Raw genomic sequence first — 15,795 nt, 5'->3', positions numbered from 1 at the left:
TGGTGCGCAGTTTTATTTATTGATGTAAGTCGTTATAAAACTGCTGCACCTGAGTTTGCCTAGATACAGCCTGCAAACTATTTATTGTGCAAGAGATTGTTGCCGTCAGAATAGTTAGTGCGACGGCATATTTGCCGCCGCACTAGCCACTATGAAAGTTAAATTTTCATTTCTTAACCGAGACGAATCTGCAAGCGCAACGTATTGCAGATTTCCCCGACGGAAAGCAAACGAAATTACATACCTTGATGGAAGGTACGTGAGATTACATCAAGCTGCTGCTCACGAGTGAGCCGCACGAAGTTTACAGCATACCCGGAAACGCGCACAGTAAGCTGCGGATATTTCTCTGGGTGTTCCATTGCATCTTCGAGAGTTTCACGGTTCAGCACATTAATGTTTGCGTGGTACAGACCCTTGGTTCCGTCTTTTTCTTCGCGTGCAGCTTTCATCGATGCTTCGCGCTCTGCATAGGTCATAGTCATTTTCTTACTCCTGTTTTCTGTTTCCCTTTCGGGAAACCCCGCACTCCTCAGTATCCTGAGCAGCGTCCTGTTTATTTCTCTGTGTTTGTTGTATTAAGTTATTAGTTTTGGATAACGAATCTGCCCCCGTTTGCGGATCTCCCTTTATTAGCAGCAGATTCGTTACCGCAAGTTTCAGCTAATAAACTGGATTAGTTCTCCGGAACGAAACCAGCGTCCATGATTCCAACAAGATTCGTAATCTGTTCGTCGAGATTACGGCCGAGGGAAGATGGAACAATAGTGTTTGTCAGCGAGATACCGTCGAGTGCATCATCATAATCAAGTTTCCCTACAGAAAGCATCGAAGCAAGCATTCCGTGCGTATCTGCTCCATTTTCCGGGTTTGCACCTGGAGCAAATGGTGTACCTGCGAGGTGCCCGGATGGGAATGAACCGGTTGCCTTTCCGTACACCACATTTGAAGTGATTGTAAGCACAGACTGAGTTGGGACTGCATCGCGATACATCGGAATCTGCTTAATCTTGTCCATTACAGTATGCACAATCGTTGCAGCAATATCATCTGCACGATCATCATCATTGCCGTAACGCGGGAACTCACCTTCCGTCTTGTAATCAACAACAAGACCGGTTTCATCCCGCACGGGTGTGACGGTTGCATACTTAATTGCCGAAAGCGAATCGGCAACAATCGAAAGACCTGCAATTCCGCAGCCCATAGTGCGCATAATATCGGAATCATGAAGTGCCATTTCGATTGCTTCATAAGCATAACGATCATGGCAGTAATGGATGATATTGAGCGCTTCTACATAAGTGCCGACCACCCAGTCAAGCATTTCCTCATATTTCTGCCAGACCTCATCGAAATCAAGCGGCCCGTCGCCTTCAATCGGCGTATAACCGGTAACAATCTGCTTGCCGGAAACTTCATCACGGCCGCCGTTGATTGCATAGAGCAGTGCTTTCGCGGTATTAACACGTGCACCGAAGAACTGCATCTGCTTGCCCACCCGCATCGGGGAAACACAGCAAGCAATTGCCGCATCGTCACCCCAATGGCAGCGAATCTGCTCGTCGGCTTCATACTGAACTGAAGAAGTGAGGATTGAAATTTCCGCACAGAAACGCTTGTATCCGTCCGGTAAATCTTCATTCCAGAAAATAGTGATATTCGGTTCCGGAGCCGGACCAAGGTTCCGGAGCGTCTGCAGCAAACGGAACGAAGTCTTTGTTACGAGTGTTCGGCCGTCTTCACCCATACCGCCGTCGGACCAAGTAGCCCAGTACGGATCGCCGGAGAAAATCTGATCGTAATCGATTGTGCGGAGGAAGCGTACGATTCGGAGCTTAATTACCAATGCGTCAATGATTTCCTGAGCTTCTTCTTCAGTAATCACTCCATTGCGCAAATCCCGCTCAAAGTAGCAATCAAAGAATCCGGAAAGACGTCCAAAGCTCATTGCAGCGCCATCTTGACTCTTTACTGAACCAAGGTAAGCGAAATAAGTCCATTGCACGGCTTCTTTCGCGGTAGTTGCCGGCTGAGAAATATCAAAGCCATAGCTCGCTGCCATATTCTTTAGTTTCTTCAGAGCTTTAATCTGCTCGGCATGTTCTTCACGGAAGCGTGCCCAATGCTCAGAAAACGGCCGGTTTGCAATCGAATCTTTCGCAGCCTGTTTCTCTTCAATCAGGTAATCAACACCGTAAAGTGCCACACGGCGGTAATCGCCGATAATCCGACCGCGGCCGTACGCATCCGGCAAACCAGTGATGATATGGGAGGAACGTGCCGCGCGAATTCGCGGAGTGTAAATATCGAAGACAGCATCGTTGTGGGTCTTGCGGTACTGGGTGAAAATCTTTTCGACTTCCGGATTTACTTCTTTCCCAGCTTCGTGAATTGCTTGTTTCACCATGCGCCAACCGCCGTTAGGCATCATTGCACGCTTTAGCGGAACATCTGTTTGCAGACCGACGATTACATCGTCATCTTCGGAAATGTATCCGGGACCAAATGAGTCTACATCAGCCGGAATTTCAGTATCTACATCATAAACGCGCTGTTTACGCTCTACGGAAAGATACTTTTCATCAAGTGCTTTCCACAGGTTCAGAGTCTTTTCAGTCGGACCTGCAAGGAAAGAATCATCACCCTCGTATGGGGTGTAATTCTGCTGGATAAAATCACGCACATCAATTGCGTTCTTCCAAGCTTCACCCTTAAATTCTGCCCATCCGGCAAATTCCTGGGAAGCCTCGGCAGCTGCTACGTCAGTCACGAGCATCGCTCCTTAATATCTTCGTGTAATTCATCTTCGAGTTATCGTCGAATCTGTATTGAACCAGCAGGCGCTTTAAAAATTTCGCAGCAATTATTCGTAAAATCCGCTCTCGCCACGATGTTGAAAGCGTTCGTTGATTCGAATAACTTAAGTCTATACAAAATTACCGACTAGTAGCATTAATCCGACGCAGTTCACATCCAGTATCCGGCATGTTTCCGTGCGAGTTCGCCAGACGCGATACGCTTCACACACGACATGAGCCTAACGTCCCGTTTTAATCGTGCAATTCCCACAGCTGCACAAAGAAAGATGGCGGCGAACTTGTAAATTAAGTCCGCCGCCACTAAAAACCGCGCTTTCCCGCAGTACGGCACTGTTGCACAAAATATATGCCGCGCTAATCCGCAGATATTTCGGAATCCAATTATTTCCTCAGTCGGCTAATTTGTATAGCCAGCCGAATCGGTCTTCCTTTTTCCAAGTTGGATTAAAGTCAGCTCATCATATACATGGCGCGTCAGCTCTCCCGTCGGAACCGCAACCTGAAAATCATTTCCAGAAAGTGAACCGATTGGAGTGACCACAGCAGCTGTACCGCAAGCAAACATTTCAACAGCCTCCCCGCTCTGGAGCTGTGCAAGTAATTGTGAAAGTGAAATCGTGGTTTCCTCCACTTGCACGCCTTCATCTTCGAGAAATTCGATAATCGAAGCACGCGTACCGCCGGGAAGAATATTTCCATTAAGCTGCGGAGTACGCACGCTCCCATCTGCCATCACCACAAATACATTCATTCCGCCGAGTTCGTCGAGATTAGTATTTGTTGCTGCGTCAAGGAAAAGTACCTCATCATAACCAGCTTCATGCGCCGCCACCTTCGGCAGCAGCGAAGCTGCATAATTACCGCCAGTCTTTACATTCCCCATACCGCCTGGGCCGGCGCGATGATATTTTTGATCCACCCAAACGTTAATCGGAGTAAAACCATCTTTAAAGTACGGACCCGACGGTGAAGCGATTACTAAATAGTCATATTTCTTCGCTGCACGGACACCAAGAAAAGCTTCGGTAGCGACAATAAACGGACGCAAGTAGAGCGAAGATCCTTCTTTTTCCGGAACCCACTTCTTATCGGCACGAATCAAAGCAGCGATTGAACCTAAGAAATCTTCAAGCGGAAGCTGCGGGATTGCAAGGCGGCGATTCGACATATTTAACCGCGCCGAATTATATGCCGGGCGGAAAGTCCAAACTGATCCGTCGGCATGGCGATAAGCTTTAATTCCTTCAAAAACTTCCTGCCCATAATGCAATACAGCAGCTGCCGGATCGAGTGAAAGCGGACCATATTCCGCGATTTCTTTTGGCTCCACCCAGTTTCCGGAGTCCAAACAGCATGTGCCATATGGTCTGTGAAATCTGCACCAAAGCCGAGTTCGCGCATAATTCGCTGATATTCTGCGTCGCTTTTCCGCTGCACATTCGGCGCTACGGGAAGCGCTGCGCTGCTTCGGCCGCACTTTGCAGCGGCTGACGTGCCAGTTGCTCTAGTTCAGTGGTTTCGTGTGCCATTTTCACCCTTCTTCACTTTTATAAATCTTTAGGTTTTTGCAAAACAGATAAACCTATTATCGGATTGCCATTAAGTTTAGTCCCAATAAATCCGATTCCGAATATGTTTTCATGATGAGAGCTGAATCGAAAATTCCTCGTTGCAGTTTTTAAATATTTTTCAAACGATATTTCCGAATATCAGTTTTCAAGAAAACTATTTTCATGTGCCAAACCGAAAATAGCTGCGCTGTTTACAACGAAAACTATACCGCGAAAACACATCCGGAAACTTCGGAAAAGCGTGGAAACCGGAGAATCAGATTAACCCGGCAATCGCATCACCGATTTCGCTAGTCCTCCGAATTAGCGGTTTCTTCGCTGCTTGCGCCTGGGCGCGTGTTTGCATATCCTGTTCGACGGCTTGCTCCACCCGCTGCGCAAGTTCGGTAAATCCGAGGAAATCAAGCATTAAAGCGACCGAGAGAATCGCTGCCGTCGGATCGGCTGTCTGCTTCCCCGCAATATCGGGAGCCGATCCATGTACCGGCTCAAACATCGACGGATATTCACGGCTCGGATTCAAATTTGCTGAAGCCGCCAGCCCGATTCCGCCAGTAATCGCACCGGCTTCGTCAGTCAAAATATCACCAAAAAGATTATCGGTAACAATCACATCGAAGCGCTGCGGATTTGTTACAAGATAAATCGTTGCTGCATCCACATGGCAATAATCCACTGTCACCTCAGGGTATTCAAATCCGACACGCTCAACGGTGCGCCGCCAAAGGTGCCCTGCATTTACTAACACATTATGTTTGTGTACCAGCGTGAGTTTTTTCCGCCGATTCATTGCCTGTGCGAAAGCAAAACGCACTACCCGCTCTACGCCATACGCGGTATTAACTGAAACTTCCGTCGCGACTTCATGCGGCGTATTAACACGAATCACCCCGCCGTTTCCGCAATATAGTCCTTCCGTACCTTCACGTACCACCACAAAATCTGTACCCTCCGGAGAGCGTAAAGGTGAGGAAACACCCGGATAATATTTCGCCGGGCGCAGATTCACATAGTGGTCAAGATCAAACCGCAGTTTCAAGAGCAATCCGCGTTCGAGCACGCCCGAAGGCATTGCCGGATCACCGACGGCGCCAAGCAAAATCGCATCCTTTTCCTTGATTTGGGCAAGCTCAGCTTCTGGGAGAACGTCTCCCGTTTCGCGAAAACGTTTCGCTCCGAAATCGTAATATTCCAGGTTAAAAAGAACTTCTGAGTTCGTGCTGACTTTTTCAGCACTTTTACCCCTTCAGCTATTACTTCCGGCCCAATTCCGTCTCCGGGAATAACTGCCAGCGCAATTATCTTCCCGGCACCATTTCCAGTATTATTTGGCAATTCATCTTTTTCCATACCGCGATTCTAACTATTTGCTTTGCTTAGCATTTTTTGCACCACATTATGAGCTGGCTTACCGATTTTCTTCCATCAGTATTTTGCGGAATACCTTTCATCTGCCGCTCCTTAATCCGCTCACAGCAGCAAACAAATGGCAAGCGTTATGCAAAGAACGCATCTAATCTGCAGTTTCGCGAAGTGTGCTGTAAAGCAGAGATCTTTTCGAAAGAAATTAGCGCAGCTCTCCTGTGAATTCCTTGCGGAAACTGTATCGCGAGTGCTCACAGAAAGCGTTGCGCGCAGCACATGATTTCCGGTGAGTGCCGCTCTTAGTTTACTAGCAGCGCAACAGCACTAATCAATGCCGACCCGGCAAGCGCAAAAATCAGCATCCATGCCACCAGTTTGCGTTGAAGCGACGGTTTTTAAACTCAACTTCATTCCGATTCTTTTTATTCATGCCTTTAATATCCTCAAGCTCTGCAAAGTTCTGCGTTTTACCAGCATATGACGGCAAGAGCATTTTGAAAATCTGCCGACGGCTGCCAAGCGCACCGAAGTAAACTCAGCAGCCGCTGCAATCACCGCTGTTGCTCCTGAAATATTTCTCAGGAAAGATTCCTCTCAGCTCGAAATCCGAAGCTGAGAAAAATACGAATAAAAATTACCGTGCCGCCTGCCCGTCGGTATAATCTTCATCCTTGGCTTCCCACGCGAACATCTTGCGCAGCTCCACACCAACTTTCTCAATTTCATGTCCCTCACCTGCGCTGCGCAAATCTTTAAACTCCGGCGCGCCGGCATTTTGATCATCAATGAAACGCTTCGCGAATACCCCATTTTGAATGTCATCCAGCACAGCTTTCATATTTTCTTTCACATCCGGAGTAATCACACGCGGACCGGAAACGTAATCACCATATTCCGCTGTGTCAGAAATCGACCACCGCATCTTTGAAAGCCCGCCCTCGTTAATCAAATCAACGATAAGCTTCATTTCGTGGAGCACCTCAAAATATGCGATTTCCGGTTGATAACCAGCTTCCGTCAAAGTCTCAAAACCATACTGAATCAGCTTCGAAATGCCGCCGCAAAGCACTGTTTGCTCACCGAAGAGATCTGTTTCCGTCTCCTCAGTGAAAGTAGTCTTAATTACGCCGGCCCGAGTGCCGCCGATTGCTTTTGCATATGCAAAAGCCAAATCCCAAGCATTTCCGGACGCATCTTGCTCGACGGCCACAATATTGGGCACACCTCGGCCTTCCACGAATTGCCGCCGAACCGTATGCCCCGGACCTTTTGGAGCTACCATGCACACATCATGACCGGCACCGGGTTTGATATAACCAAAGCGGATATTGAAACCGTGGGCAAAGAACAGCGCGGCGTTCGGTTTCAGATTCGGTTCAATCTGCTCAGTATAAATAGTGCGCTGATATTGATCCGGAGCCAGAATCATCACCACATCTGCCTGTTTTACAGCTTCCTCAACGGAGGCAACTTCCAAGCCCTGTTCAACAGCTTTCGGAATCGACTTTGATCCTTCCCGCAAGCCCACTACCACGCTCACACCTGAATCACGCAGATTCAGGGCATGTGCATGGCCTTGCGACCCGTATCCGATAACTGCAACTTTCTTACCTTGCAGCACTTCCAGATTCGCATCCTGATCATAATAAACTTTCGCCATTTTACATCTCCTTGTGTGTTTGTTTTGAAATTTTTGGATTAGCAGCCGGAAAGCGCTAATCGGATTTTTTAGTTTGATTTTCTTCTCCGCATATCGCTGCGGAATCAGTAAATAATTTCACTCTTCACCATGAATCTCAGCCGAAACCTGTTCCGAAACTGAACGTGATCCGCGCCCAATTGCAACGCTGCCCGATTGGACAATTTCTTTCACACCGTATGGACTAAGTGCGGTCAAGAATGCTTTAATCTTCTGCTCGGAACCGGTTGCTTCAATCGTCACCGCGTCAGGTACCACATCAACAATGTGTGCTCGGAACATCTCCACTACCTGCATCACCTGTGTCCGATTCTGATCATTTGCACTGACTTTCACCAGCAGCAGCCGGCGCAGTACCGATGTGTCTGACGCGAGTTCTTCAATGTGAATTATATTAATCAGCTTATTCAGCTGATGTTTGAGTTGTTCCAACGGAATCTGCGCCGCATCAACCACGAGCGTAATTCGGGATAATGCCGGATTTTCCGTCGGACCGACAGCAAGCGAGTGGATGTTAAAGCACGCCGGGCAAAAAGCCCGGAGACGCGTGCCAGTACACCTGGTTTGTTTTCTACCAACACTGTGAAAGTATGACGTGTACTCATTTCTCAGTTCCTTTATTCTTCCTCTGCACCGAAATCGGGCCGCATATCCCGTGCGTAATAGATTTCGTCATTCGAAACACCTGCCGGTACCATCGGCCAAATCATCGCATCTGGCGAGACCACAAATTCAACCACTACTGGACGGTCATTGATTTCCATTGCACGCTGGATGGCGCTGTCAACCGCATCTGGACTTTCGACCAGAATTCCTGCACAATCGTACGATTCCGCAAGTTTTTCAAAATTTGGAATTCGTAAAGTGTTCGCCCCGTATTCAAATCTGTATTCGAGTAACGCTCATTATAAAATAGCTTCTGCCATTGCCGGACCATCCCGAGTGATGAATTGTTAATTAACGCAACTTTTATTGGGATATTGTTCAAACGGCAGGTTGCCAATTCCTGATTAGTCATTTGGAATGATCCGTCGCCGTCGATACACCACACAACTTTGTCTGGATTTCCTGCCTGCGCACCCATCGCCGCCGGAATCCCAAACCCCATCGTTCCCGCACCGCAGGAAGTGATAAAGCTGCGCGGATTATTGCAGCTAAGATACTGCTGCGCCCACATCTGATGCTGCCCTACTCCCGTAGTAAAAATTGCATTCGGAGCGTGCATCCCTAAACGTTCGATTACGAACTGCGGACTCATCAGGCCGTCTTCGGGAAGCTCATATCCGATTGGATAAGTTTCTTTCAGCCTGTCGATAAAATCCCACCATTTTTTGAGGTCAGGCGTGCCAAATTTTTCGACGGCACGCGGGTAAACCCGATTCAGCGCAGATATTGTCTCACGGATATCACCAAGAATCGGATAATCAGCATGGCGAATTTTGTTAATCTCAGCCGGATCAATATCAGCGTGAATGACTTTTGCCCGCGGAGCGAAAGTGTCAATTTTTCCAGTTACGCGGTCATCAAATCGGGCCCCAAAAGAAATAATGAGATCAGACTTTTGCAGTGCCGCAACAGCAGGTACAGTGCCGTGCATACCGGGCATTCCCAGACATCGTGAATCGTTATCCGGAAATGCGCCCCGCGCATTGAGCGTCGTCACAACTGGAATGTTGGTTAATTCCACGAATTCACGGAGCTCCCGGAAAGCTCCAGCACGAATTACACCTCCGCCTGCATAAATCACAGGTTTCCGCGCAGCAGCAACCGCTGCCGCTGCTGTTTCGACTTTCGAATCTAAAACGTGATAGTTCGGGCGATACCCAGGTAAAACGAATTTTGGCGGCCAAACGAAATCACATTCAGCGTTTTGTGCCGACTTTGTAATATCCACAAGCACTGGCCCTGGACGCCCTGATTGCGCAATGTAAAATGCTTCCGCAATACACCGTGGAATATCCGCAGCTTCGGTAATCAGATAGGAATGTTTTGTAACCGGCAGCGATGCCCCAACAATATCTGCTTCCTGGAAAGCGTCGGTGCCGATTGAAGAAGCTGCAACCTGCCCGGTAATTGCCACGATTGGCACCGAATCTAAATTTGCGTCAAGTAATGCGGTAACAAGGTTAGTTGCACCCGGACCAGAAGTGGCAAAACAAACACCAACTTTTCCAGTAGAAACTGCGTAACCTTGTGCGGCATGGCCAGCGCCTTGTTCATGCCGTACAAGAATATGGCGAATCTGATTCGAATCTAACAGCGGATCGTAAGTTGGCAGGATTGCTCCGCCAGGTAATCCGAAAACATCAGTCACCCCAAGTTCTTCAAGAGAGCGGATAATTGCGCGTGCACCGGTAGCTGGCTCACGGATTTCAGGTTTCGCAAGCGCCGCAGCAATCTGCGCAAACATACTGTATTTATTCTTTTCATTCGCGGTTTCAGCCAGTGCCATAGCTTTTCCTTTCTCGCTGCTCGCAGCAATAAGTGCGCGGTAACGCTGTTACGCCTTACTAAAACCACCGCTTAGGTTCTCCAGAAGTGCCGATAAAACACTTTTGCAACTGAGATATTCGAGAGATTATCCAGCAATAAGCAGAATTCCTTCGGGTAGCAAAAACCCCTCGATATGGTTCGAGGGGCAGCGCACCAGCAATCGTCACATCTGCTGATGCGCTAGATAATGACGACGACTAGATTCTTAGTTTCCATGCTACTTAGAATATCCGGTTTTTTATTACCTGAAAAGCTAATCTTGATTTGTCTTATATTGTGGATATCTCGTCTGTGATGCAGATACTTCTGCTTCCGCCAAAACTAATTTCTTTCGCACTTTCCGGCATACAGCGAATCAATGAGTTTAACGTGGAATATAAACACGCCTGCTCTTTTCCAGCATTTAATTTGCAATAAAGTTTAAATCAGGTTGACTCCGCAGAACCATTAATTATCCGGATTAGAATCGGCTGCACAATAGGGCACAGAACAGTATAGAATGGAGTAGATTAAATATGCGGGCATGGAAATATCACGCACGTTATTTTTACTTCGAATGCCCGCATTCCTACAACGAAGTTGGAATCTCCCAAATTAAAACAAAGGAAAGAAATGTCCTTAATTTTTAAAACGCTTGCTGAAAACCAAGTCCTCCTGCTGTTTGTTTTAATCGGCATCGGTATTGTTTTCTCTTGGATCCGGATTAAAGGCGTATCTTTAGGTGCAGCAGCCGTTCTTTTCTTTTCAATTCTCCTCACGGCCTGGGCTTTAGCTGACGGATACGAACTGAAAGTCGAACATGATCTTGGAGTTCTTGGGCTGGCGCTCTTTGCTTTCGCTATCGGTATTTCTTCAGGTCCGCGATTTTTTAATACGCTTCGTTCAGCCCTCAAACCCGTACTCTTCATGATTGCCGCCTTTGCGGTTGCTGCCGGTGCCGCCGCAGGTATTGGAAAAGCAATGGGAATGAATTGGGCAATGATTGCCGGAACTTTCGCCGGAGCTACCACAAATACGCCTGCGCTCTCGGCTGCCGGTTCAGCTTCAGGCAATCCTGCAGCTGCTACCGTCGGATATGCAATCGCCTATCTCTTTGGAGTAATTGGGATGCTGATTTGGTCCGCAATTGCACTTTCAAAAGCGAAAGCAGACATCGCTGCGCAGCAGGAAATCAAGAACCGCACAATCCGTGTGGAACGCAAAGATAATCCAAAGATTTCTGATATTTTGGCAAAACTCGGGTCAGATTTGAAAGTTTCCCGTATCCGCCACGGTGAAGTTGGGCCAATTTATATTCCGACGGAAGACGATATCTTATTCGAGGACGATTTAATTACCGTAGTTGGTCCGGAAAATAATGTGAAACGCGCAGTCGAGTTAATGGGACATGGATCGAGCCATTCGCTTCTCGAAAATCGCCATTATATTGATTTTCGCCGAATTACGCTTTCTAATGGGAAACTCTCTGGTTTAACAGTGGGAGAACTCAGTTTAGAAAAGAAGTTCGGCGGTACAATTTCACGAATTCGCCGTGGCGATACTGATATTATTGCAACACGCGATGAACCTGTATATATCGGCGACCGTCTTCGCGTAATCGCTCCAACAGATTCTATGAAGAAAATTTCTGCATATTTTGGAGATTCTTCACGCGGTCTTACAGATATCAATCCTTTTGCTCTCGGTATCGGGATGGCACTGGGGATTTTAATTGGTGAGTTCAAATTCCTCACTCCATCCGGATTGACTTTCTCGATTGGCTCTGCCGCCGGCACATTAATTATTGGGTTGATAATGGGGCGGATTGGACGAATCGGAAAGCTTGTTACAACAATTCCATTCACCACCTGTCAGGTACTTTCCGAACTTGGATTACTGATTTTTTGGCGTATGCCGGAACGACGGCCGGTTCGCAGATTTTGAATGCTTTTACCGGCGGGGCATGGCTGCAAATCTTTGTCCTCGGAGCAATTATTACGACAATTGTTGGCGCAGCTCTCTACTTCTCGCTGCGAATGTTCACACGTGTTCCCGCAATGCAGATTGCTGGAGCGCTAGGCGGAACGCAAACTCAACCAGCAGTGCTTGCTTTTGCTAATGACCGCACCAAGTTTAATCCGCAGGTTGCCTTGGGTTATGCGATGGTATACCCGGTTGCGATGATTGCGAAAATCTTTATCGCCCAAATTCTTGGATCGTTCGGTGCAATGTAGTCATCCAGCCGGTTAAGATGCCTAGTTAAAATCAGCACTCTTACCAGAATCGGAAAACGATTTTTCTGAAAGTTCTTGACTGATAGAGCTTCCGGATTCCAGCAGAAATCACTGCACAGCATATTCGTGTGCGGCGCAAAATCAAGGCTATCCCGATTTTGCGCCGCACGTGAAAACAGCAAATCTATTTATGCTGTTCCAATATTAAATTTTCGATTTCGCAGCTGAAATGATTTAAACATTATCAGAACGAGTTATTTCCAGTTTTTCCGGCAATTTCGACGTATCCATGTCTTTACGCCATCCGTCGTCAAGCAGCACTCGTGAGAAAGCCAGCCCCATGCCAATTGCCAATACCACGAAAATAACTTCGGAAATATTTTGTAAAGCGAAGTTAATTGCTCCCTCATTCATTGCAACAAGCCCGCGGTAAAACGGCACACCCGGAATCATAATGACAACGGCAGGCACAGATAGTGAAACACGCGAATGCGCAGTTCGCCAAGCAATAGTAGTCGCAATTACACCGATAACGAAAGCGGCGATTCCAACGGCGATCTGCCATGGAACATTTGCAAATTCTTGCAAGAATAGCCGCCCGGTGTTTGCAAACGCTCCTACTGTTGCCGCTGCTAAACAAACTTTCCAAGTTGCGTTGAATAAAACTGCGAAACCATACGCTGCAACAAAAGAAGTAAGAATTCGTAAGCCGTAAAGCACCGGTGTGCTGAGCGGATCAGAAGCGATTTCATTTACGTTCCAGGCAAAAATATGCGCCACAAACCAAATTGCGAGTCCCGCTGAACCGAGAACCATGAAGCAGTATGCAAATCGATTAATTGCTGATTGAAAATCTCCGCGTACAAAATCAAGCATCGCGGTAGTAAGCGGGAATCCGGGAATAAGATAGAGCACTGAGGAAATAATTCCATACTCATGCATTCCAGCCTCTCCCAGCCCCGTGTGAACAATAATCGCAAGCCCGGCAACATAAAGTATCGTGGAAACTACACCGCAGATTACCCAAATTAAGAAATGAGCCGCATGGCGTTGGAGTAAAAGTTTCCGCACGAGCTGTCCGAACCCTGCAGCGAGAAACACTAGTGCGCATTCAATAATCCGGCCATTATTTAAAAAGCAAAACCCGGCACAAGCAATTGCGGATGCAAAAACGGTTTTCCAAAGACCATAATGCCAATCGTGCTTTGAAATATTTTGCAGGCGAGAACGCAAATCTGAAGCTGTAACCTTTTCTCCAAGTGTTGATACAAGATTTGCGACCCGATCTAATTTTTCAGAATTAACCCCGATAAAGTGCTGTTCAGCGAATCCTGCACACGATTCTTTATTTTGCCAGGACATCGTGGTTATTGCGTAGAGTGAAACATGTGATTCGTGTTTTGTCAGCCCGAGTGCTTTTGCTGCCCGTGCCATCGCTGATTTGACACGGTATGCACCGGCACCGCAGTTCAGCAACATTGTTCCGAGAAGCAAAAGCACCTGCGACTTCTCACGAAGTGTCTCTCGGTTTTCCGCTATTGTTTCTACTTCTTTTTCGTTCATTTTCTGGTTTAACTCCGGAAGTTTGCGCCTGCTTTTACCGCTCACGAGTTTATAGCACAAACTCAAGAATTTCATAAGTACAAAGACCTTTGAATCTAGTATCACGCAGCACTATTTTCAATTCCGGATGTTGTGTTCACAGCTTATTTTAATTCCGCCGAATATACTGCAGCATTAAAATGAGCGGAACTATGCGCTAAACAATTTCCGAATCAAGCGGCTGCTTCACTCTGGAAGTTTCCGAATCGCGCCAAAGGCTGCTGAAGTAGCCATTGCCGCATAGGCTTTGAGCGCATTTGAAACATTCCGCTCTCGTTTACCAGACCACGGCAATGCGCCTTTTTCTTTCCGGCGCCGGGAAATTTCTTCCGTTGAAACTTTCAGCTCAAGTTTCCGGCTGGGAACATCAATCACGATTGTGTCGCCGTCTTCAATTAGGCCAATCAATCCGCCGGCAGCAGCTTCAGGCGAGATATGTCCAATACTTAAACCAGAGGTACCTCCAGAAAAACGGCCGTCGGTAATTAGGGCACAAGTTTTGCCGTACCCCATCCCTTTTAAGAAAGATGTCGGGTAGAGCATTTCTTGCATTCCTGGGCCGCCTTTAGGGCCTTCATAGCGGATCACGATTACGTCTCCATGATTCACTTTGTTTCCGAGAATGTACTCTATCGCCTGTTCCTGTGAGTCAAGCACACGTGCCGGACCTGAAAAATGGAAAAGTTCCGCACTGATACCAGCTGTTTTAATCACTGCACCGTCTTCCGCAAGATTGCCGAAGAGCATACACAGCCCGCCGTCTTTGGTATAAGCGTGTTTCACAGAGCGAATACACCCATTTTCGGTATCGGTATCAAGCTCGTGAAAGCGATTATCCTGTGAAAAAGCTTCCGTGGTACGCACACCGCCAGGAGCCACACTAAACAGATCGAAAGCGGCTTTTTCGGTGCAGTGCCGCGAATATCCCAATTTTCAAGCCAAGTTTTTAAATCGCCGGCATGAATCGAATGAACGTTATTGTTTAACAGACCGGCACGATAAAGCTCACCAAGGATTGCTGGAATCCCGCCGGCACGATGGAAATCTTCCATATGATACTGAGTGCTGTTTGGTGCGACTTTTGCCAAGCATGGGACACGACGAGAAATTGCATCAATATCTGCCATTGTGAAATCAACTTTGCCTTCATGCGCTGCAGCAAGTGTGTGCAGCACAGTATTGGTAGATCCGCCCATGGCAATATCCATCGCCATCGCATTCAAAAATGCTTCACGAGTGGCAATTGAACGCGGAAGTACAGATTCATCATCATTTTCATAGTAGCGCCTGCATAACTCGACGATCAGTTTTCCAGCGTCTTGGAAAAGCTGTTTTCGCCGCTTGGCGGTAGCTAAAGCAGATCCATTTCCCGGCAGCGAAAGACCAAGTGCTTCAGTTAAACAATTCATCGAATTTGCAGTAAACATCCCGGAGCAAGATCCGCAAGTTGGGCAGGCATTCATCTCCACCCGATCAAGTTCTGTATCGCTAATATTCTCATTAGCAGAAATTGCCATTGCATCAACAAGATCGATTTTATGATTCAGTACTCCAGAAACTGCTTTTCCAGCTTCCATCGGTCCGCCGGAAACAAATACTACTGGAATATTGAGGCGCATCGCAGCCATTAACATTCCAGGAGTGATTTTATCGCAATTTGAAATGCATACAAGGGCATCTGCACAGTGCGCATTAACCATATATTCTACGGAGTCAGCAATCAATTCACGTGACGGAAGGGAGTAAAGCATGCCGCCGTGTCCCATCGCGATTCCGTCATCTACGGCAATAGTGTTGAACTCTTTTCCGATACCGCCAGCTTCTTCGATGGCGGTAATTACTAGCTGCCCTAAATCTTTCAAATGCACATGTCCGGGAACAAACTGGGTAAAAGAATTGGCGACGGCGATAATTGGTTTTCCAAAATCTTCAGATTTCATGCCTGTAGCCCGCCAAAGGGCACGTGCACCAGCCATATTTCTTCCAGAAGTGGAAGTTGCGGATCGAAGCTGCACCATTTTTTCTCCTTA

The 15,795-nt window shown here is 47.3% G+C and carries 4 protein-coding genes and 6 pseudogenes; 1 reads left to right on the top strand and 9 read right to left on the bottom strand.

Annotated features, from left to right (window positions below; translation table 11 throughout):
* Window positions 1-236 precede the first annotated feature (236 nt).
* The 7 genes and pseudogenes from grcA2 to RQN30_RS10515 all read right to left on the bottom strand — a co-directional run bounded on the left by grcA2 (window position 237) and on the right by RQN30_RS10515 (window position 9,867).
* Window positions 237-485 (bottom strand): autonomous glycyl radical cofactor GrcA2, encoded by a 249-nt coding sequence (grcA2, locus tag RQN30_RS10545; protein WP_353060440.1) that lies wholly within the window; start codon window positions 483-485, stop codon window positions 237-239.
* A 191-nt stretch (window positions 486-676) separates the two neighbouring features.
* The gene (gene pflB / locus RQN30_RS10540) at window positions 677-2,773 is read right to left on the bottom strand and encodes a formate C-acetyltransferase (protein ID WP_353060439.1); all 2,097 of its coding nucleotides are present in this window, start codon (window positions 2,771-2,773) and stop codon (window positions 677-679) included.
* Between the two features lie 438 nt (window positions 2,774-3,211).
* Window positions 3,212-4,351, bottom strand: a pseudogene (locus RQN30_RS10535) (branched-chain amino acid aminotransferase).
* A 298-nt stretch (window positions 4,352-4,649) separates the two neighbouring features.
* Window positions 4,650-5,743, bottom strand: a pseudogene (locus RQN30_RS10530) (3-isopropylmalate dehydrogenase).
* A 649-nt stretch (window positions 5,744-6,392) separates the two neighbouring features.
* Window positions 6,393-7,418 (bottom strand): ketol-acid reductoisomerase, encoded by a 1,026-nt coding sequence (gene ilvC / locus RQN30_RS10525; protein WP_353060438.1) that lies wholly within the window; start codon window positions 7,416-7,418, stop codon window positions 6,393-6,395.
* Window positions 7,419-7,535: 117 nt separating this feature from the next.
* Window positions 7,536-8,062, bottom strand: a pseudogene (gene ilvN / locus RQN30_RS10520) (acetolactate synthase small subunit).
* A gap of 12 nt (window positions 8,063-8,074) precedes the next feature.
* Window positions 8,075-9,867, bottom strand: a pseudogene (locus tag RQN30_RS10515) (acetolactate synthase large subunit).
* A 695-nt stretch (window positions 9,868-10,562) separates the two neighbouring features.
* Here RQN30_RS10515 and RQN30_RS10510 point away from each other — a divergent pair.
* Window positions 10,563-12,163: pseudogene (locus RQN30_RS10510) on the top strand (aspartate:alanine exchanger family transporter).
* A 234-nt stretch (window positions 12,164-12,397) separates the two neighbouring features.
* Here RQN30_RS10510 and RQN30_RS10505 read toward each other — a convergent pair.
* Window positions 12,398-13,726: a threonine/serine exporter family protein gene (locus RQN30_RS10505; RefSeq protein ID WP_353060437.1), complete on the bottom strand. Its 1,329-nt coding sequence runs from the start codon at window positions 13,724-13,726 to the stop codon at window positions 12,398-12,400.
* Window positions 13,727-13,951: 225 nt separating this feature from the next.
* Window positions 13,952-15,741: pseudogene (gene ilvD / locus RQN30_RS10500) on the bottom strand (dihydroxy-acid dehydratase).
* Window positions 15,742-15,795: the final 54 nt, after the last annotated feature.

The organism is Arcanobacterium hippocoleae, assembly GCF_040360365.1.
GTDB lineage: Bacteria > Actinomycetota > Actinomycetes > Actinomycetales > Actinomycetaceae > Arcanobacterium_A > Arcanobacterium_A hippocoleae_A.
Note: the sequence above shows the minus strand (reverse complement) of the source record. Positions and strands in the feature narration are given on the sequence as shown.

What these genes read in the sequence shown, in the direction of transcription:
- grcA2 (WP_353060440.1), bottom strand. Translation starts at nt 485, where the DNA reads ATGACTATGACCTATGCAGAGCGCGAAGCATCGATGAAAGCTGCACGC.
- ilvC (WP_353060438.1), bottom strand. Translation starts at nt 7,418, where the DNA reads ATGGCGAAAGTTTATTATGATCAGGATGCGAATCTGGAAGTGCTGCAA.
- RQN30_RS10505 (WP_353060437.1), bottom strand. Translation starts at nt 13,726, where the DNA reads ATGAACGAAAAAGAAGTAGAAACAATAGCGGAAAACCGAGAGACACTT.